The organism is Plantactinospora sp. DSM 117369, assembly GCF_053764795.1.
In genome coordinates this window covers 8422857-8441045 of record NZ_CM132446.1, presented here as the reverse complement: position 1 = coordinate 8441045, position 18189 = coordinate 8422857, and the positions used below count along the sequence as shown (strand labels likewise).

Genomic DNA, 18189 nt, shown 5'->3' with positions numbered 1-18189 from the left:
ACGTGTTTGAACTGCGCGACATCGTGAAGGTCTACCGGGGCGGGCACCGGGCGGTCGACGGCGTGACGCTGCGACTCGGCGCCGGGGTGCTGGGCCTGCTCGGGCCGAACGGGGCCGGCAAGTCCTCGCTGATCCGGATCGCCGCCACGGTCACCCGGCCGACCAGCGGGCAGGTCCGCTTCGACGGTGCCGACGTGCTGGCCCGGCCGGACCTGCTGCGCCGGGTGCTCGGCTATCTTCCGCAGGACTTCGGGGTCTATCCGCACCTGACCGCCCGGGAGTTCCTGGGCTGCCTCGCCGCGGCCAAGGGGCTGCCGGCCCGGACGGCCCGGGCCCGGATCGACGAACTGCTGGAACTGGTCAACCTGACCGGAGCCGGCAAGCGCCCGCTCGGCGGGTTCTCCGGCGGAATGCTGCGCCGGGTCGGCATCGCGCAGACCCTGCTGGCGGATCCCCGGGTACTGGTGGTGGACGAGCCGACCGCCGGGCTGGACCCGGAGGAGCGGGTCCGGTTCCGCAACCTGCTCGGCGAACTGGCCACCGACCGGGTGGTGGTGCTCTCCACCCACATCGTCTCGGACGTCGAGTCGGTGGCCGGGGAGATCGCCGTGGTCGCGCAGGGGCGGATCCGCCGCCGAGGTACCCCGGAGGAGTTGCTCCGGGCGGCCGACGGCCGGGTGTGGGAGCTGCTGGCCGATCCGGCCGAGGTACCCGGGTTCCAGGCCGGATACCTGGTCAGCCGGCTCGTCCGCACCCCGGCCGGGGTACGGGTCCGGCTGCTGTCGGCGCGGCAGCCCGGCCCGGCCGCCAGCCCGGTCCCACCGGACCTGGAGGACGCCTACCTGGACGCGATCCACCAGCCGACCGAGTCGTCCCGGTCACCCCAGTCACCCCGGCCGAACCGGCCCGGATCCTGGCCGGTGTCCCGATGACCGCTCCCGGCGCGACCGCGCTTCGCGTCCCCACCGCGATCGCCGTCGCCGACTTCCGGGAACGGGTACGCCGCCCGGCGTACGCGGTGGTGCTGGCCGCCGCGGTCGGCCTGGGCTACCTGGCGCTGCCGGACCTGGATGACCGCTGGGTGGTCGTCAACGCCGGGATGTACCGGGGCGTCTACAACAGTGCCTACGTCGGCACCGTGACCGCGCTCGCCGGAGCGCTCTGGTTGTCCGTCGCCGGCTTCTACGTGATCCGTGGCGCCGTCGTCCGGGACGAGCGCACCGGGGTCGGGGAGTTGCTCGCCGCCACCCCGCTGTCCCGGTCGGGCTATCTGACCGGAAAGTTCCTGAGCAACCTGCTGGTGTTGGGTTCGATGCTCGGCGTCCTGGCCGGTACCGCCGTGCTGATGCAGCTCGCCCGGGGCGAGGACCGGGCGGTGGACCCGCTGGCGCTGCTGCTGCCGTTCGGTCTGCTCGCCCTGCCGGTGCTGGCGGTGACCGCCGCGGTGGCGGTGCTCTTCGAGACCGTCCGGCCGCTGCGGGCCGGGTTCGGCAACATCGTCTGGTTCTTCCTGGCGATGGTCGGGACGATCGTCGGGCAGGGGCCGGACGCTCCGCTGGGTGGGCTCGGGGTGTCCCAGGTGGCCCGGTCGGTGCGGGCCGGGCTGGGCGACGCGGGACTGCGACCGGACGGCGAGTTCAGCCTGGGCCTGATGTACCTTGACGCTCCACTTCGGACGTTCGAGTGGTCCGGGCTCGCCCCGGCCGCCGGGTTCGTCGGCCAGCGGCTGCTGCTGACCCTGCTCGCGGTCGGGATCGCGGTGCTGCCGGCGCTCTGGTTCGGCCGGTTCGATCCGGCCCGCGCCGGGCGCCGCCGGCAACCCGTTCCGCCCGGCCCGGCGCCGTTTCCCGCCGGCCCGGCGCCGCTTCCGGTCGGGTCGTGGCCGCCGGTCGCGGGCATGCCGGTTCCGTCGGTGGTGGGGGCGGGCCCGTCGACGCCGGCCCGGCCGAGGTTCGTCGACGCCGCGCCCTCCTGGTTGCGGTCCGCCGACCGGTCCGGAAGCCTGCCGGTACGTCCCGCCGGGCTCCGCGCGGTCGACGGCCTCGGCCGGCTGCTCGGTGGCGAGCTGCGGGTACTGGCTCGTTCCGCATCGCGCTGGTGGTGGCTCGGGGTGGGGCTGCTTGCGGTGGCCGGTGCGGTGGCGCCGCTGTCGGCCGTACCGTCGGCGGTCCTGCCGCTGGCCTGGATCTGGCCGGTGCTGCTCTGGGCCCGGCTGGGCACGCAGAGCCACGAGTACGGCCTGACGGGGCTGCTCGGCGCCTATCCGGGGCTCCGTCGCCGGATGCTGGCCGAGTGGCTCGCCGGGGTGGCCCTGGCCGGGCTGACCGGACTGGTGCCGATGCTCCGGATGCTGCTGGCCCAGGACACGCCGGGGCTGGCCGCCTGGACCGCCGGTGCCCTCTTCGTCCCGTCGTTCGCGCTCGCGGCCGGGGTACTGAGCCGGACGCATCGCCTCTTCCAGGCCGGCTACCTCGCCCTCTGGTACGCGGCGCTGAACGGCGTCGCCGCGCTCGACGTCATGGGCGCGGTACGGGTCGACGGTCGTCCGGCCGGCCCGAGCCCGCTGCTGGTGGGCGGCTGCGCGCTCGCGCTGCTCGGCCTCGCCTTCCTGGTCGGCGCCCTCCGGCACGCCCGCCGGTAGCACCAGCACGCCCCGATGGATCTGTCCCTCGTCAAGGCTGGCTTGACGATATGACTCTGTCAAGGATAGCTTGACAGCATGGACAGATTCGTGGAGACCGCGCTCGCCGTCGATGTCGCCCCCGCCGCCGTTGCGGCCGCCAACGCCGCCGTCAACGAGGCGAGCCGGCAGGCCGACCTGTTGATCGGTGGCCGTCCGGCACCCGGCAGTCCGGAGTGGGCGGCGGAGCAGGAGGGGCCGGCCGGGCGGCAGCGCGAGGTTGCGTCCCAACTGCTGCATTTCCGGATCGTCCTGGCCTCGGGCGTCGACCCGTTCGCCAGCGTCGTCGGCCTGCGTCGGTGGGGAGTGACCTGGGAATTGATCGCCCGGGCGGCGGGGGTCACCCGGCAGGCGGCGCACGAGCGCTGGGGGCGGCGGGTACTGGAGGTCCTGGACCCGTACGGGACCGGCGAGCTTGGCGGGCCGGTCGCCGACGACGAGGCAGATCTGCGGGGTACCGGCGGGGGCACCTCATAACCCCATAGGGGTTATAGTGGGGTCAGCCCACGGTGCCGACGAAGAGGAGCCCGGCGATGCCGAAGATCAACGTCTATCTCCCCGACGAGCTGGCCGAGGCGGTGCGGGTCGCCGGGATTCCCGTCTCGGCGGTCTGCCAGCGCGCCCTCGAACAGGCCGTACGCCGGGTGACCGCGATCCGGGAGACCGCCCTCGGCGATCTCGACGACGCCGACCTGGCCGCCCGGCTGCCGAACTTCACCCCCCGGGCCCGCGCGGCGGTGCTGCTCGCGGTCGACCGGTCCCGGGGGGACGGGTCGGCGGCGGTCGGCACCGCGCATCTGCTCGGCGGGATGCTGGCCGAGGGGACCAACCTGGCCCTGCACGTGCTGCGGGCCGAGGAGATCGAGCCGGACCGGCTACTCCAGGAGCTCACCGGCCGGCCCGTCGCCGAGCCGGGCGGTGACCCCGACGACGCGCTGCACTTCAGCGGGCCGGCGGCGAACGCCCTGGAGCTGGCCGTGACCGAGGCGACCGCGTTCGGCCACAACTACGTCGGCTGCGAGCACCTGCTGCTCGGGCTGATCGCCGAGCCCGACGGCGTCGGCGGGCAACTGCTCCGGTCGCTCGGCGCCGAGCTGCGGCTGACCCGCCGGGCCGTGGTGGCGGCCCTGGCCGGCTACGTCCACCTGCGGGCCCAGACCCCGCCGCAGGCGGACCCGGCCGGCGCCGCCGGACCGTCACCCGAGGTCGCCGCGCTGCTGGCCGCCGCGGTACGCCGGGAACTCCAGCCGATCGTCGCCCGGCTCGAACGGCTGGAGGAGCGGGCCGGCGGGACCGACGCCGACTGACCGGCCGCCGAGATGCGCAGGATCGTGCCGGCGGTCGTCGCGATGCTGACGTTCCTGCTGGTGCTCGCGTTGCCGTTGCTGACTGACCTGCCCTAGCGCGGGCCCGGACCGGAGGGATCGGAGATGACCAGGCGGGTGCTGCTGCTCGCGACCAAGGACACCATCGCCTACTCGACCAGCCCGGGACAGGAGCGTGTCGCGTCCGGGGCGGAACTGCTCGACGCGATCCCGCCGGACCGGCTCGCCGCTGACGTGGTGGTCGAGGACATGCTCGCCGAGCCGAGCTGGGACACCAGCCCGGGCACCATGCTCGGGCTGGCCCGCCGGGCCCGGTCCGCCATCCTGGCGGACGGATTCGACGGTGTGGTGGTCAGCCACGGCACGGACACCCTGGAGGAGACCGCCTACCTCGCCGACCTACTGGCCGGCGCGGCCGCCCAGCGTGGCGCGATCGTGTTCACCGGCGCGCAGCGGCAGCTCGACGAGCTCTCCGCCGACGGCCCGCGCAACCTGGCGTCGTCCATCGCCGCCGCGGCCGATCCGCTGCTGCGCGGGGCGGGCGCGGTGGTCTGCGTGGACGACGAACTGCACGCGGCCCGCTGGGTGAGCATGGTCGACGCCACCACGGTCCGGGCGTTCTCCTCGACCCCGTTCGCGCCGCTCGGCCGGGTCGTCGGGGAGCGGGTCGAGGCGATCGGCCCGGCACCGCCCCGGCCCGCTGAGGCGTACGGTGAGCCGGAGTCGGACGTGGCGCTGCTGAAGACGTACCCGGGAATGGACTCTGGGCTGCTCACCGCGGTGGTGGACGCGGGCGCCCGGGGTGTCGTACTGGAGGGGACCGGGCTGGGCAACGTCCCGGCCGGCCTGTTCGCCGCGATCGCCGAGTTGACCGAGTGGGACGTCCCGGTGGTGGTCGCCTCCCGGTGCCGTACCCGGACGGTCGGCCTGGCGGAGTTGCCGCCACCCGTCGGGTTGGCCGCCCGGGTCGGCGCGATCGGGGCCCGGGGCCTGCCCGCCGGCAAGGCGCGGGTCGCGCTGATGGTGGCCCTCGGCGACGGCGGTGGGGTGGCGGCGGCGCGGGACTGGTTCGACCGGCTGGTCCCGCCGCCCGGTGGGTGAACCGGCGGCCGCCCGGGTCACTCCACTCTGGCCGGACGACGAGGCCGAACCGGCCCGATGCCGGGACGGTGCCACCGGTCGATGTTCGCGTAGGCTGCGGCGATGACCGGCACCAATCCGCAGGCGGCCCGGAGCGGGCGTGGCAGGGTGCTCACCGTTGCCAAGATCGCCCGGTTGGCCGGGGTCTCCGCGCCGACGGTGTCCCGGGTCATCAACGGGCAGACCGGGGTGGCGCTGGAGACCAGGAAGCGGGTCGAGGCGATCCTGCGGGAGCACGGCTACCGCCGGCCGGGTGGGTCGACCTCGGTGGCCATCGTGGAGCTGGTCTTCCACGCACTGGAGAGCCTCTGGGCGCTGGAGATCATCCGGGGGGTCGAGAAGGTGGCCCGGGAGCACGACCTGGCCGTCGTACTCACCGAGATGCAGGGCCGGCTGACCCCGGGGCGGGCCTGGACCGAGCAGGTGCTGACCCGGCGGCCGATCGGGGTGATCGCGGTCTTCTCCGAGCTGACCGTCGCGCAGCAGTCACAGCTCGCCACCCGGTCGATCCCGCTCGTCGTGCTGGATCCGACGGGGGAGCCGCTGCACCAGACCCCGTCGGTCGGTGCGACGAACTGGAACGGCGGGCTGGCCGCCACCCGGCACCTGCTGGATCTCGGGCACCGGCGGATCGCCATGTTGAGCGGGCCGCCGGAGTGGCCGTGCTGCCGGGCCCGGCTCGACGGTTACCGGGCGGCGATGGACGCGGCGGGCGTACCGGTCGATCCCGACCTGGTGCGGATCAGCACCCTGTACGTCGAGGGCGGCCTGGCCGACGGCCGGGAGTTGCTGGCGCTGCCCGATCCGCCCACCGCGATCTTTACCGCCAACGACCTCCAGGCACTCGGGGTCTACGAGGCGGCCCGCCGGGCCGGGGTACGCATCCCGGACGAGCTGAGTGTGGTCGGCTTCGACGACCTCTCGTTCACCCGCTGGTCCGGGCCGCCGATGACGACGATCCGCCAGCCGCTGGAGCAGATGGGGGTGACCGCCGCCCGCATGATCATCGACCTCGCGGCGGGTCAGTCCCTGGACCAGCACCGGGTCGAGCTGGCCACCGAACTCGTCGTACGGGAGAGCACCGCCCCGCCGGCACGCGGCTGAACCCGCGGCTCCACTCCGGGGTTCGGTTTCGCCGGCCCCACACCGTCGTCATGAACTCATGTCAGTCTATGTCTTGTGCGGTGAAACATTCCCATCGATACTTTGGGATGTTTCAACTGGCAGGACGCCCCGGATCGCCGTCCGTGATCGCGCCTCGCCGGGTCGAGAGAGGATCAGGATGGGACGACTCGTACGCGCACTCGCCGTCGCGGGCAGTGCGGTGGTGCTGGCCGCCGGCCTGGTGAGCCTGACGGTGGCCACGCCGGCCTCGGCGGCGTCGCTGACCGAGGTGACCAACTTCGGCACCAACCCCAGCAACCTGCGGATGCACCTCTACGTTCCGGACCGGTTGGCGACGCGTCCCGCGATCCTGGTCGCGGTGCACTACTGCACCGGTACCGGCCCCGCGTTCTACTCCGGCACCCAGTTCGCCTCGCTGGCGGACCGGTACGGCTACATCGTCATCTACCCCTCGGCGACCCGCAGCGGCCAGTGCTTCGACGTCTACTCCCCGCAGGCGCTGCGTCGCGACGGCGGCAGCGATCCCGTCTCGATCATGTCGATGGTGCGATACGTCCAACAGCGCTACAGCACCGGACAGGTTTTCGCCACCGGGGTCTCCTCCGGCGCCATGATGACCAACGTGCTGCTCGGCAACTATCCGGACGTCTTCACCGCCGGGGCCGCGTTCGCCGGTGTGCCGCACAGCTGCTTCGCCACCACCGGCGGCTCCACCTGGAACAGCGAGTGCGCCAACGGTCAGGTCATCCGCACCGCCCAGCAGTGGGGCGACCTGGTCCGGGCCGCGTACCCCGGCTACACCGGCGCCCGGCCCCGGATGCAGTTGTGGCACGGCACCAACGACGAGACGCTGCGCTATCCGAACTTCGGTGAAGAGATCAAGCAGTGGACCAACGTGCACGGGCTGAGCCAGACGCCGACCTTCACCGACACGCCGCAGTCCGGCCACACCCGCACCCGCTACGGCGGCAGCGGCCCGATGGCGCCGGTCGAGGCGATCAGCATGCAGGGGGTACCGCACAACCTGCCGGTGAACGCGGCCGAGGCGATCCGGTTCTTCGGGCTGGACAGCACCACCACTCCGCCCACCGGGACCCCGACGGCCGTACCGACCACCACGCCGCCGCCGACCCAACCGCCTACCGAGCCGCCGGCCGGTGGCTGCGCGGTCAGCTACACGGTGAACGCCTGGAACGCCGGGCTGACCGCCGCGATCAGCATCACCAACCGGGGCACCTCGGCCATCAACGGCTGGACGCTCTCCTTCACCCTGCCGGCCGGGCAGACCATCACCTCGGGGTGGAACGCGTCCTACAGTCCGGCCAGCGGTGCGGTGACCGCCCGCAACGCCAGCTACAACGGCACCATCGCGCCGAACGCGTCGGTCGGAATCGGCTTCCAGGCCAGCCACACCGGCAACACCGGTAGGCCGGCGTCGGTCAGTCTCAACGGGACGGCCTGCACACTGAGCTGACCCGGTTCCGTACCCGATCGACCCCTGGTCGTTATCGAAGCGCGACGGGCCGCGCGAGGGAGAGGCGGGTTGCCGGCGGAGGATCCCCCGCCGGCAACCCGCCGGCCCGTCTTCTCCGGTCCGGTCAGGCCGGTGTCGTCGGGGCGCCGGGCGCCGGCAGCCAGCCTGGCGCCGCACCGGAGCCCGCCGCACCGCCACCCGGACGGCGATCGACGCGCCGCGTGGACGGCGAGCGTCGATCGCCGGGTTCACCGTCCCGCCCCGGATGTCGCCCGGTGACACGCTCTGCCAGAGTGTCGCGCCATGGGCGGACTACTCGACGACGAGACGCTGGCATCGTCGGCCGTGGTGGCGAACTCGGCGATGAACCGGGAGCGCCAACTCGACGGCGTCAACAGCTACACCCGGGAACTCGGATTCCACCCGCTGGACTGGCTCGTCGCCCGGGTCCACCCCGGTGACCCGGCCGAGCCGGGCGGCCCGCCGGTGGGCTGGCTCGACCTGTGCTGCGGCAGCGGCCGGGCACTCGGCCAGGCCGCGCGGCGGCTGCACCGGGCCGGCCTGGCCGACCGGGTGGCGATCACCGGGGTCGACCTGGTCGACTTCTTCGACGCCGCCGCCCCGGACCCCGGTCCCGGGCGGGACGACCGGAGTCCAGTCGGCGTCGGCGCACCCCACCTGGTCTGCGCCCCGATCGGCACCTGGACGCCGCCGCGCCGCTACGACCTGATCACCTGCGTGCACGGGCTGCACTACGTCGGCGACAAGCTTGGCATGCTGACCCGGATCGCCGGCTGGCTCGTCGACGACGGCCGGTTCGTCGCCGACCTCGACCTGAGCAGCGTGCGGCTGGCCGACGGGAGGGCCGCCGGTCGCCGGCTGAGCAGCCTGCTGCGGTCGGCCGGGTTCACCGTCGACCCGAGACGGCGGCGGATCAGTCGGACCGGGCCGGTGGCGCTCTCGTTGCCGTACCGCTATCTCGGTGCCGACGACCGTGCCGGCCCCAACTACACCGGCCAGCCCGCCGTCGTCTCCTACTACGCGCCGGCCTGATCGATCGGCGCGGGGCGTGCTCGGCCCGCCTCGACGGCGCGGGCCCTGCTCGGCCCGCCTCGGGGGCGCGGGCCCTGCTCGGCCGGCCTCGGGGGCGCGGGCCCTGCTCGGCCGGCCTCGGGGGCGCGGGCCCTGCTCAGTCGCCCTCGGCGGCGCGGCGGGCGCGGGCCCGGCGCTTGCCCTCGTGCATCGCCTGCACCCGGGCGATCGGGATGGTGTGCCCCTCGGCGACCAGGTCGGCGGGGAGCCGCTGCGGTTCCGGCATCCGCTCGGTCCACGGGTCGTGCCCATCGAGCAGGCGCGGCACCGTACGCAGGGTGAAGTCGGCCGGGGTGACCCGGTCCAGTTCCTCCCACGGCACCGGAAACGACACCGGCACCCCCGGCCGGAGCCGAGGACTGTACGCCGAGACCACCGTCGCGCCGCCGGACCGGGTCGAGTCGACGAAGACCCGGCCGCCCCGGTCCTCCCGAATGAAGGCGGTGGTCGCCAGCGCGGGATCCAGCCGTTCCGCCCGGGCCGCCAGTGCCCGGGTCGCGGCGGCCACGTCCTCGATCGGCGCTTCCGGGTCGACCGGTACGAAGATGTGCACCCCCTTCGCCCCGCTGGTCTTCACCACCCCGGACAACCCCGCCTCGGCCAGTACCTGCCGGACCAGCTGGGCGGCGCCCACGACCAGCGGAAAGGTGTCCGGGGCCGGTGGATCGAGGTCCAGCACCAGATGGGTGGGGCGGTCCCGCCGCTGCGCCGTGACCAGGGTGGGGTGGTATTCGACGGCCCGCTGGTTGCCGAACCACAGCAGGGTGCGCCGGTCGTTGCAGAGGGCGTACGACACCTCGCGGCGGGACGCCTCCGCCCACAGCGTCACCGTCGAGATCCACGACGGGGTGTAGCGCGGCACGTTCTTCTGCATGAACGGCGGCTGGCCCCGGAGCACCCGGATCACCGAGAGCGGCCGGTCCCGCAACTGGCGGATCAGCGGGTCGCGGACCTCGTCGAGGTAGTCCACCAGGTCCCGCTTGGTCGCGTCCGCCCCGTCGAACAGGGGCTGGTCGAGGTTGGTCAGGGAGACCCCGTCCCGTACCTCGTCGGCTCTGCCCGTCATCGAACCACTCTCCCGGGGTGCCGCCGTACGGTCAACTCCGCCGGGCCGGGCGCCGCGCGCGAGCCGGACAGGATGGTCGTGGCGTGGGGCGCGGACGGCACCCGCTGTCAGCCGAGCACCAGCCGGACGCTGTGTCCGGACTCGTCGCGCCGGTAGGTGATCGTCCCGAGCAGGCCGGTCAGCTCGCCGGTCCCGGTCCCCGGCACGATGTGTCCGAAGGTACGCGGAGTCTCGGCGTCCAGCCCGCCGTGCTGGAAGACCACCGTCCCGTTCCGCCCGCCGATGCTGCCGGTGAAGCGCTCCGACGCCACGTATCCCCGGTTCGCGGCGGTCAGCAACTCGGCGACGCTGGTCCCCTCGATCACGCCCCGGAAGGTCTTCCGCACGGTCACCCGGGCCAGGGTGCCGCCCTCGGCGGGCTCGTCGTAGGGCTGCTCGTCCCATCCGGTCACCTCGAACTCGGCGGTGAACTCGGTGCCGGGGGCGAGGGCGGTGTCCGTCTGTCGCATCATGCCGGAATCGTAGGTCGGGGCCCCGGACAGCGGATTGGATATTCGCGTCACGGCTTCCGGGCCCGCGGCGACTCCGGGCCGACCTCGGCGACCGTGCCGGCGCCCGGGCGGTCGTACCCTGGGTCGGGTGGAGCGCGATCTCGACGACCGGCGGGGAGTGCTGCGTACCGCGCCGGCCGGTGTCGAGCCGCTGCGACGGCGTGCGCCCGCCCCGGAACTGCTCCCGTACGTCGCCTGGTACTGGTCGGTCTGCTGGGATCTGCGCGGCCGGCCCGCCCACCGGCAGTCGACCCTGCCGCACCCCTCGGCACACCTGACCGTCGAGGAGGGCCGGGCCTGGCTGTACGGGCCGCCCCGCCGCCGGTTCGATCGGGTCCTCGCCGGGCAGGGGCGGGTGGTCGGCGTCCGCTTCACCGCCGGTGGTCTCGCCGCGTTCCTGGGCCGCCCGGCTGCCGAGGGGCCGGTTCCGGCTTCGCTGCTTCCGGGTCTCGACGCCGCACGTCTGGCCGCCGCCGTCACCGCCGCCGTAGACCTCGACGCGGCCGGCCCGCTGCTGGACCGGGCGCTGACGGCGATCATGCCGGACCGGCCGGACCCGGCGGTGTTGACCGTGGAACAGGCGGTCCGGCTCGCCGGGGAGGACCGGTCCATCCTCCGGGTGACCGACCTGGCCGAGCGCCTCGGCCTGCGGGTCCGCACTTTGCAGCGCCTCTTCGCCGACCAGGTCGGAGTCAGCCCCGGCTGGGTCATCCGGCGCTGCCGCCTCCAGGAGGCGGCGCTGCGGGCCACCGACGGCGGCCCGGTCGACTGGGCGGGTCTCGCCGCCGATCTCGGCTACTACGACCAGGCCCACCTGATCCGGGAGTTCACGGCCGCCGTCGGAACACCACCCGCCCGGTACGCCGAGGGCGCGGACAGCGGGACCGACCCGCATCCTTCCCACTAGCCGGAGGCCGCTCCGGACGGCCCCGACAGCCTGACCATCCGCACCGCGGCGGGTCTGGAGAACTCGTGGTACATGACGTGCAGGCCGACCCGGCCCAGGGTCGGATGGGCGAAGGCGCCCGGCACCGTACCCACCACGGCGAACCCGTGCCGCCGGTACAGCGCGACGGCCCGCTCGTTGGACTCGGCGACGGCGTTGAACTGCATGCCGGCGTACCCGCGCCGCTTCGCCCAGTCCAGGGCGTACCGGCACAGCGCCGTACCCACGCCCCGGCCCCGGGCGTCGGCGTCGACCATGAAGCTGGCGGTCGAGACGTGGCCGCCCGGACCGGGCCGGTTCGGGCCCATCTTCGCCGTACCGAGCAGCCGGTCGTCCTCGACGGCCACCACGGTCAGCCCGGGCGCCGACTCGACCCAGATGTGGTACGCCTGCTCCGCGGTCATCCGGGGGTCGTAGGTGAACGTCTCCTCGGCCCGTACGACCTCTCGGACGATCGGCCACACCCGGGGCCAGTCGGAATCGGTGAACTCGCGGATCTGCACGCCGCGACGCTAACCGGGCGGTCCGGGGCGGACAACCGAGATACGAACCTGGTCGGTGCGGCCCGGCTGGCCGGGATCCCGCCGGCCCGCCTGGGTCAACCGGGCGTACCGGCGGACTCGGAGACCCGGCCGGTGCCGCTGACCACCCGGTCGATGAAGCCGTACTCCCTGGCCTCGGTCGCGGTGAACCAGCGGTCCCGGTCGGCGTCCCGGACGATCTGGTCGTACGTCTGCCCGGTGTGCTGGGCGATCATCTCCAGCAGCATCCGCTTGGTGTGCAGCATCTGCTCGGCCTGGATCGCGATGTCGGCCGCCGTACCGCCCATGCCGCCGGACGGCTGGTGCATGATGATCCGCGCGTGCGGCAGCGCGTACCGCTTGCCGGGCGTACCCGCGCAGAGCAGGAACTGCCCCATCGACCCGGCCATGCCCATCGCCACGGTCGAGACGTCGTTGTCGATGAACTGCATGGTGTCGTATATCGCCATTCCGGCGTAGACCGAGCCACCCGGCGAGTTGATCCAGAGGTTGATGTCCCGCTCTGCGTCCTCGGCCGCGAGCAGCAGCAGTTGCGCGCAGATCCGGTTGGCCACCTCGTCGGTGACCTCACTGCCGAGGAAGATGATGCGCTCCTTCAACAGTCGGCTGTAGACCGAGTCGTCGAGGGTGCCGTGTGGCTGTTCTCCGCCGCGAGCCTGAGGGGTGTGCAGGTCAGTCATGCCAGCAACCTAGTGACGGCCACCAGGAAGAGTCGACGGCTTACGCTGTCAGCGCACGGCTTCAGCCGTCGGCGGAATTCGCTGCCGTCCCGTGTCGAGGTGGCCGGGCGGGCGCCACTCTGCTCGGTCCACTCTCTCCTGGTCCAGCCCGGCGGCGGACATTGCGCATGAGAGCCGCAGCCGTCGCCGATTTGTCAAGATGCTGATCGGGCATCGGCGGTGTTCCGTGATCTGTCGCGGGTCAGGTCGGCGTAAACCATGATCTGCTGGGCCAGAAAAAGCACCATGATAATCTCCACGGTCGCTACGGCCGCGGATAAGATCGAAAGGTCGCCGGCAATGCAGCGAATGATGATGGCGATCATTCCGGGTAGACAGAACGTCGTCAGGTCGGTGGCTAGTTGGAATATCTTCCGACTGCGACGACGCCGATCGGAGCGGTGGCTGCCCTCCCACTGGAAGATCGGTTGGCCGGCACCGACCAGGGCTCCCAGGCGTGGCCCGAGATCGGTGCGGATGTACCGCCCGATCGCCGAGACCTTCTCGTCATTGACCAGGTACGTCCAACCCAGCACCACGCAGACCGGAGGCAGTAGCAGGAGGAGGTCCACACTTTCGGCCTGGTACGTCCCGACGACCACGCCCGCGATCGAGACAAGAGTCGCGTACATGAGATTGTCGCGGGTGCCGATCCGGTGGTTCTGCTCCTCCTTGAGTCGGTCGTACTCCTGCGCCAGTAGTACGCCGAGACTGACCTCGTCCCGCCTCAACCCGTTCAGCTCCGACCTGGCAGAGATCAACACGAGCGCCTCCGAACAACGGCGGGATCCCAGTATCCCGTAGCGGCCGGCTCGCGTACAGCGACGAAATTTCGGTAGAAGTTGCAACTTCGGCATCGACTCGCGGCGATCCCGAAGAACTACGCGCTCGCCGGGCCGCCCTACCCGCCGGGCCGGTCGTACACACCCACTGAGTTCATCCCCATCCGCACGTTCTTCACGCCGGAGGGCGAGCGGCTCGAACTTGTCGCGCGCCTATTCCGGCGCGTCGACCGCCAGACTGACGGGTCGAAGGCATCCGAAGCTCAAGGTCAGGCTCCCGGCGTGGCGTCGAGCAGGTACCACTCGCGGACGGACCCCGGGAGTACTCCTCCGATCCATCCGTCAAGTAGGGCAAGCTCGTCACGTGCTTCCGCTGGCTCGTCGGAACCGCCAAGAATTTCATACGCCGCCTCGTTCCACCCCACGAGGCGATAACACCATACGAGCCCATCACGACCTCACACGGCGACCGCTCATCGCGGCGAACGTGCACCTGACCTTGGTTGCACGGGACCGGTGACGACTCCAGCGTCCACGCCCGACGGGCGCGAGAGCGTCTAGGGTTGGCGCCGTGATGCGAGCGGAGTTCCTGGTGCGGCAGGGTGAGGACTTCGTCGTGGACGACACCACGGAGACGCGGTATCAGCTGGCCTCGGTGAGCAAGCAGTTCACCGCGGCTGCTGCGCTCCTGCTCGTCGAGGACGGCAAGTTGGCCCTCGACGATCCCGTGGACCGTTGGATCGACGGCTGCCCGGAGGAGTGGCGAGACATCACGGTGCACCACCTGCTCACCCACACCTCCGGCCTCGGTCACTGGGACGACTATCCCATGATCGACCTAGCTCAGCGGGTTGAGCCCGGCGAACTACTGAAGATCTTCCATCGCGTACCACTCCAATACCCGCCGGGCGAGGGCTGGAGCTACAGCAGTCCCGCGTACGTGCTGGTGGCGCACGTCGTCGAACGGGCCGCCGATACGCCCTACCGAGTCTTTCTGGCAGACCGCATCTTTGATCACCTTGGTTTGACCAGGACGTTCGTGGGAGCGCCCGGCGCGCGGCCGAACCTGGCGCTCGGCCACGACGCTGAGGGCCAGCCGTTGCCGACCTGGGAACTGGACGTGGTGGGCATGGGGGCCGGAGACGTGTGGTCGACGGCCAAGGATGTGTTGACCTGGCTCGATTCCCTCCAGGGCGGCCGGCTGCTGAGCGAACCGTACCGCACGCTGATGTTGACCGAGCGGGCGCGGACCGGCAAGGGCCCGGATGAGAGCGGCTACGGCTACGGCGTCTTCGTTGGTGAGCTCAAAGGCCGGCGGTGGTGGCAGCACAGCGGCCACAACGCGGGCTACAAGGCGTTCGCCGGCAACATTCCGGAACTGGGTCGCCGCATCGTGGTCCTCAGCAATACCGAGGCGACGGACGCCCGCACCCTGGAGCCTCTGCTCGCATAGATCAGGCACTTCGGATCAGGGCGGTCCGGTTCGACACGAAGCAGCAGCGCAGCCGCCGCATGTCCGCCCAACTCGCCGCCGCCACCACGCACCATCACCCACTGGCTGGCCTGGTACCGCTGGCGCCGCCTCACCAAGCCCGCGCCAAAACCAGCCACTATCGACGCCGCGACAACCCGCTGATCGACCAGCACCTACATGACGAACCCCGGCTGGAGTGATCGCGAGGCCATCGTCGGATGCGATGCGATCGCGATCAAGTCGGCGACGACTTCATCGAGCGGTCGGCTGGCATCCAGCTCATGCGTGCAGCTCGCTCTGAGCACCGGCTCGACCCTGGCGAGGTCATCCAAGATCATCGCTCGTTCCACCGGAGTCTTCCCGTACTCGTTCGTCGTTCTGCGCGCGACCCGGTCGAGGATCACGTCAGCAGGGGCGCTGAGCAGGACGACCGCGTTGAAACGGTCGTAGAACTTCGACTGGTTCCTCACGCACCCTTGAACGAAGAGTGAGCGACCATCATCGGAGTCCAGCAGCGCGGTGATCCTCTCCTCGACCCAGAGCCACTCCCCGCGGTGCACCTCGTCAGAGAACTCAACATACTCGCGATACTCGCGCCAGCCCGGATCATCGGTGTCTACGGCGCGATAACCGCGTCGGCCAAGTTCGGCGAGCGCCGACGACTTGCCCGTTCCCGACATGCCGGTTACCAGAATCTTCGACATGGGGACAACGCTACCGACGGCCCTCAGCGGCATAGCGAACTCACCCGTCGCATCGCCGGTGTCAGCCAGCAGATGCTCACCCAGATTTTGCGCAAGCTGGAACGCGTGGGCTGCTCACCCGCACGGTGACCGCCCGGATCGCGACCCTGACCGCCGCCAAACCCCGCGAACTGATCACCCAACACGGCTGACCCAACCGAGGCAGGGCCGCAGGGCATTCGGACAGTTGCACCCCGCAACGCGGGCGCGCCACGACCTGATCGCCGACAGGCGTTACCGAGGGGTTTCGGGGGACGATCCAAGTTCGCATGGGCAGACCTTGAGGTCCTGGCCGGCGTTTCGCTGGTCAGGGCCTCGCGTCGCTGGTCAGGGCCTCGCGCTGGTGCGCCCGGCAGGATTCGAACCTGCGACCAACTGCTTAGAAGGCAGCTGCTCTATCCGCTGAGCTACGGGCGCGGGCGTGGTCGTGTGCCCCAGCAGGCTACCGCTGCCGGGACAACGGTCGGCGAGGACGTGACGATCTGGCCTGCACATACTAGGTTTCAAAGCGTGCAGTTGACGAGCACAATGTTTCTGCCGCTGCTGGTGTCGACCGAAGACACCAGGTACGGCGAGAACCACCTGCTCGAAGACTTCACCGAGGACCTCGACGTCGGCTACTCGTTCGGACCACCGTACGGTAATCGCCTTGTCACCTGGGATGACCTGGACGAGCTTGAGGTCAGCCAGGCTGAGCTGCGGCAGGTGGCCGTCGACAATCTCTACCGGCTGTTGCCGCGGTTGCGGATCGACGGACAGCCGCCCGCGCCGATGCTCTCGTTCGGCGGGCTGGAATCCACCGTGCTGCTCGCCGCCGAGGTCTGGGAGGACTTGGAGCGGTCCGTGCCGGGCGAGCTGGTCGTCGGCGTACCGGCCCGGGACGTGGTGATCGTCACTGGTACGGCGTCCCGGCCCGGCATGGAGAAGGTGCGGCGGGCGGTGGACCGGATCTTCTTCGCGGGCGACCAGAATCTGCTCAGTCGCGAGCTGCTGGTGTGGCGGCAGGGCGGCTGGTCGGCATACCGGACGACGCCGGAGGCCGAGCCACAGCCGGATCAGTGGGAGGAGCCGGATCGCCGGGAGAGTCCGGAGCGGGACCGTGGCCTCCGGGCGGGTCCGGAGCGGTTCCGGGAGACTGCGCGCGAGGGTCCGGAGCGGTTCCGGGAGCCGGAGCCGTTCCGGGAGCCGGGGAGCTGGCGGGGCGCGGCCCCGGGACCGGAACCTGAGCCGGACCGGTGGCGGAGCGCTCGCCGAGCGGAGGAGCCGGGCCAGATTCCCGGGCGGTGGCGAGGTGACTCTCGGCCGGAACCGGAGTCCGCACCCGAGCCGGACCGCCGGCGGGACGATCCCCGGCCGGGATCAGGGGCCGGCCGGGCCCGGTGGCATGGCGGCCCTCGTCCGGAGCCGGAGCTGGACTCGGAACCCGAACCGGGCCGGTGGCGGGGCGCGTCGGGCTCGGAGCCCGGCCCGTACCGTCTGCCTCGGCAGCGATCGGGTGACGGAGGGACGACGGACTGGCCGGAGCGGCCGCCGGTGCGGGGCTCGAAGCGACGTAAGCCGAGGCCCAGCGGGCCAACTCGGTGAACACCTGCTGACGTACGGCCGGCCCGGACAGGGTGAGGTCGTGCAGAGCGCCGTCGAAGCGGATGAGCGTCACGTGCCGACCCAGCTTCGGCGCCCAGCGGGCGATGTGCTCGACGTCGAGTACGGCGTCCGACAGCGCGGCGGACTCGTGCCAGGTCCGCCCCCGGAAACTGCGGTCCGAGATGCTCACCAGGACCGGTACCGGGATCTCCAGCCCGGCCCGCAGTTGCCGCTGCGCCCGCCGGATCGCGGCGAGCCAGCCGACCCGGATCGGGAAACCGTCGACCGGCTTCCAGGTGAGGTCGTAGGTCCACTCGCCCCGGTGCTCGGCGTGCAGGCTGTGGCCGTACACGGCGGAGAGCCGGCGGGGGACGGTCCGGTACGGCATCCGATGGCTGATCCGGGCGAGCATCGCCAGGGCCGGCCGGCGGACCAGCCAGGGCATGTTGAGGTCGAAGAACGGGCTGTTCAGGAAAAGTCCGTCGACGATACCGGCGGATCGGCGCGCGTGCGCCCAGAGTGCGGTGACCAGGCCACCGGTCGAGTGTCCGTTGACCAGCAACGTCCGGTTGCCGTCCGTCTCGCGGATGATCCGGGCCGCTGCGTCGAGTTCCGGGAAGTACTCCGTCACGTCGTGGCAGAAGTTCGGTGTCTGGTGCGGCAGCAGGCTGCGCCCGTGTTTGCGCAGGTCGATCGCGTAGAAGTTCCAGCCGTGCTCGACGAAGAAGTCCGCCAGGTGGGTCTGGAAGAAGTAGTCGACGAAGCCGTGCACGTAGAGCACGCCCCGATCACTCGGCCGGCTGGCCCGGCGCCGGATCAGGGTGGCCAGGACCGGCCCCTCCTCATCGCGGCCCAGGTCGATCGTCTGCCGCTCGTAGGGCGGTCCGAGCAGGTCCGGTTCCACCTCTCCGACGCTACTCGGCAATACCAGAACAGTCCTTGATCA

18 protein-coding genes, 1 tRNA gene and 1 pseudogene are annotated in these 18189 nt (G+C 71.6%); 11 read left to right on the top strand and 9 right to left on the bottom strand.

The window, feature by feature from the left end; translation table 11 throughout:
• The first annotated feature begins 2 nt into the window (after positions 1-2).
• The 8 genes from ACSMXO_RS36020 to ACSMXO_RS35985 all read left to right on the top strand — a co-directional run bounded on the left by ACSMXO_RS36020 (position 3) and on the right by ACSMXO_RS35985 (position 8797).
• Positions 3-932, top strand: a complete 930-nt coding sequence (locus ACSMXO_RS36020) for an ABC transporter ATP-binding protein (RefSeq protein ID WP_455415444.1) — start codon at positions 3-5, stop codon at positions 930-932.
• Positions 929-2641, top strand: coding sequence for a hypothetical protein (locus ACSMXO_RS36015; protein ID WP_455415443.1), 1713 nt, complete (start codon positions 929-931; stop codon positions 2639-2641). Before ACSMXO_RS36020 ends, ACSMXO_RS36015 begins: the two co-directional genes overlap by 4 nt.
• A gap of 78 nt (positions 2642-2719) precedes the next feature.
• Positions 2720-3157, top strand: a complete 438-nt coding sequence (locus tag ACSMXO_RS36010; protein WP_346260442.1) for a hypothetical protein — start codon at positions 2720-2722, stop codon at positions 3155-3157.
• Between the two features lie 56 nt (positions 3158-3213).
• A complete protein-coding gene (locus ACSMXO_RS36005; protein ID WP_455415442.1) occupies positions 3214-3987 on the top strand; it encodes a Clp protease N-terminal domain-containing protein in 774 nt (257 codons plus the stop codon).
• Positions 3988-4110: 123 nt separating this feature from the next.
• The gene (locus ACSMXO_RS36000; protein WP_455415441.1) at positions 4111-5106 is read left to right on the top strand and encodes an asparaginase; all 996 of its coding nucleotides are present in this window, start codon (positions 4111-4113) and stop codon (positions 5104-5106) included.
• Between the two features lie 102 nt (positions 5107-5208).
• Complete coding sequence (locus ACSMXO_RS35995; RefSeq protein WP_455415440.1) at positions 5209-6249, top strand: LacI family DNA-binding transcriptional regulator; 1041 nt, start codon at positions 5209-5211, stop codon at positions 6247-6249.
• Between the two features lie 178 nt (positions 6250-6427).
• Positions 6428-7744 (top strand): extracellular catalytic domain type 1 short-chain-length polyhydroxyalkanoate depolymerase, encoded by a 1317-nt coding sequence (locus tag ACSMXO_RS35990; RefSeq protein ID WP_455415439.1) that lies wholly within the window; start codon positions 6428-6430, stop codon positions 7742-7744.
• A 303-nt stretch (positions 7745-8047) separates the two neighbouring features.
• A complete protein-coding gene (locus ACSMXO_RS35985; RefSeq protein WP_346260437.1) occupies positions 8048-8797 on the top strand; it encodes a class I SAM-dependent methyltransferase in 750 nt (249 codons plus the stop codon).
• Between the two features lie 136 nt (positions 8798-8933).
• Here ACSMXO_RS35985 and ACSMXO_RS35980 read toward each other — a convergent pair whose 3' ends face one another.
• Entirely contained in the window at positions 8934-9902 is a 969-nt protein-coding gene (locus ACSMXO_RS35980; protein ID WP_346260436.1) for a DNA polymerase domain-containing protein, read from the bottom strand.
• Between the two features lie 107 nt (positions 9903-10009).
• The gene (locus ACSMXO_RS35975) at positions 10010-10414 is read right to left on the bottom strand and encodes a DUF3224 domain-containing protein (protein ID WP_346260435.1); all 405 of its coding nucleotides are present in this window, start codon (positions 10412-10414) and stop codon (positions 10010-10012) included.
• 127 nt (positions 10415-10541) lie between these two features.
• Between ACSMXO_RS35975 and ACSMXO_RS35970 the strand changes: the two genes are divergently transcribed.
• Entirely contained in the window at positions 10542-11360 is an 819-nt protein-coding gene (locus ACSMXO_RS35970) for a DUF6597 domain-containing transcriptional factor (RefSeq protein ID WP_455415438.1), read from the top strand.
• On the opposite strand, the gene ACSMXO_RS35965 is transcribed toward ACSMXO_RS35970, so the two are convergent.
• The 3 genes from ACSMXO_RS35965 to ACSMXO_RS35955 all read right to left on the bottom strand — a co-directional run bounded on the left by ACSMXO_RS35965 (position 11357) and on the right by ACSMXO_RS35955 (position 13424).
• Complete coding sequence (locus ACSMXO_RS35965; RefSeq protein WP_455415437.1) at positions 11357-11902, bottom strand: N-acetyltransferase family protein; 546 nt, start codon at positions 11900-11902, stop codon at positions 11357-11359. The genes ACSMXO_RS35970 and ACSMXO_RS35965 overlap by 4 nt on opposite strands.
• Positions 11903-11997: 95 nt before the next feature.
• The gene (locus ACSMXO_RS35960; RefSeq protein ID WP_455415436.1) at positions 11998-12621 is read right to left on the bottom strand and encodes a ClpP family protease; all 624 of its coding nucleotides are present in this window, start codon (positions 12619-12621) and stop codon (positions 11998-12000) included.
• Positions 12622-12815: 194 nt separating this feature from the next.
• Positions 12816-13424, bottom strand: coding sequence for a hypothetical protein (locus tag ACSMXO_RS35955; protein WP_455415435.1), 609 nt, complete (start codon positions 13422-13424; stop codon positions 12816-12818).
• 592 nt (positions 13425-14016) lie between these two features.
• Between ACSMXO_RS35955 and ACSMXO_RS35950 the strand changes: the two genes are divergently transcribed.
• Positions 14017-14895 (top strand): serine hydrolase domain-containing protein, encoded by an 879-nt coding sequence (locus ACSMXO_RS35950; RefSeq protein ID WP_455419392.1) that lies wholly within the window; start codon positions 14017-14019, stop codon positions 14893-14895.
• 194 nt (positions 14896-15089) lie between these two features.
• Here ACSMXO_RS35950 and ACSMXO_RS35945 read toward each other — a convergent pair whose 3' ends face one another.
• Positions 15090-15620, bottom strand: a complete 531-nt coding sequence (locus ACSMXO_RS35945; protein WP_455415434.1) for an AAA family ATPase — start codon at positions 15618-15620, stop codon at positions 15090-15092.
• Between ACSMXO_RS35945 and ACSMXO_RS35940 the strand changes: the two genes are divergently transcribed.
• On the top strand, positions 15504-15749 hold the full coding sequence (locus tag ACSMXO_RS35940; RefSeq protein WP_455419391.1) for a winged helix-turn-helix transcriptional regulator: 246 nt from the start codon (positions 15504-15506) through the stop codon (positions 15747-15749). The genes ACSMXO_RS35945 and ACSMXO_RS35940 overlap by 117 nt on opposite strands.
• Before the next feature lie 251 nt (positions 15750-16000).
• Here the strand turns inward: ACSMXO_RS35940 and ACSMXO_RS35935 are convergent.
• The 3 genes and pseudogenes from ACSMXO_RS35935 to ACSMXO_RS35925 all read right to left on the bottom strand — a co-directional run.
• Positions 16001-16076: transfer RNA gene (locus ACSMXO_RS35935), tRNA-Arg, on the bottom strand.
• Between the two features lie 305 nt (positions 16077-16381).
• Positions 16382-16555 carry a hypothetical protein gene (locus ACSMXO_RS35930; protein ID WP_346263689.1) on the bottom strand — a complete coding sequence of 58 codons (174 nt, stop codon included), beginning with the start codon at positions 16553-16555 and terminating at the stop codon, positions 16382-16384.
• A 560-nt stretch (positions 16556-17115) separates the two neighbouring features.
• Positions 17116-18147, bottom strand: a pseudogene (locus tag ACSMXO_RS35925) (alpha/beta hydrolase); the annotation flags it as partial.
• Between the last annotated feature and the right edge of the window lie 42 nt (positions 18148-18189).

What these genes read in the sequence shown, in the direction of transcription:
- ACSMXO_RS36015 (WP_455415443.1), top strand. Translation starts at nt 929, where the DNA reads ATGACCGCTCCCGGCGCGACCGCGCTTCGCGTCCCCACCGCGATCGCC.
- ACSMXO_RS36010 (WP_346260442.1), top strand. Translation starts at nt 2,720, where the DNA reads ATGGACAGATTCGTGGAGACCGCGCTCGCCGTCGATGTCGCCCCCGCC.
- ACSMXO_RS36005 (WP_455415442.1), top strand. Translation starts at nt 3,214, where the DNA reads ATGCCGAAGATCAACGTCTATCTCCCCGACGAGCTGGCCGAGGCGGTG.
- ACSMXO_RS36000 (WP_455415441.1), top strand. Translation starts at nt 4,111, where the DNA reads ATGACCAGGCGGGTGCTGCTGCTCGCGACCAAGGACACCATCGCCTAC.
- ACSMXO_RS35995 (WP_455415440.1), top strand. Translation starts at nt 5,209, where the DNA reads ATGACCGGCACCAATCCGCAGGCGGCCCGGAGCGGGCGTGGCAGGGTG.
- ACSMXO_RS35990 (WP_455415439.1), top strand. Translation starts at nt 6,428, where the DNA reads ATGGGACGACTCGTACGCGCACTCGCCGTCGCGGGCAGTGCGGTGGTG.
- ACSMXO_RS35985 (WP_346260437.1), top strand. Translation starts at nt 8,048, where the DNA reads ATGGGCGGACTACTCGACGACGAGACGCTGGCATCGTCGGCCGTGGTG.
- ACSMXO_RS35980 (WP_346260436.1), bottom strand. Translation starts at nt 9,902, where the DNA reads ATGACGGGCAGAGCCGACGAGGTACGGGACGGGGTCTCCCTGACCAAC.
- ACSMXO_RS35975 (WP_346260435.1), bottom strand. Translation starts at nt 10,414, where the DNA reads ATGATGCGACAGACGGACACCGCCCTCGCCCCCGGCACCGAGTTCACC.
- ACSMXO_RS35960 (WP_455415436.1), bottom strand. Translation starts at nt 12,621, where the DNA reads ATGACTGACCTGCACACCCCTCAGGCTCGCGGCGGAGAACAGCCACAC.
- ACSMXO_RS35950 (WP_455419392.1), top strand. Translation starts at nt 14,017, where the DNA reads ATGCGAGCGGAGTTCCTGGTGCGGCAGGGTGAGGACTTCGTCGTGGAC.
- ACSMXO_RS35945 (WP_455415434.1), bottom strand. Translation starts at nt 15,620, where the DNA reads ATGTCGAAGATTCTGGTAACCGGCATGTCGGGAACGGGCAAGTCGTCG.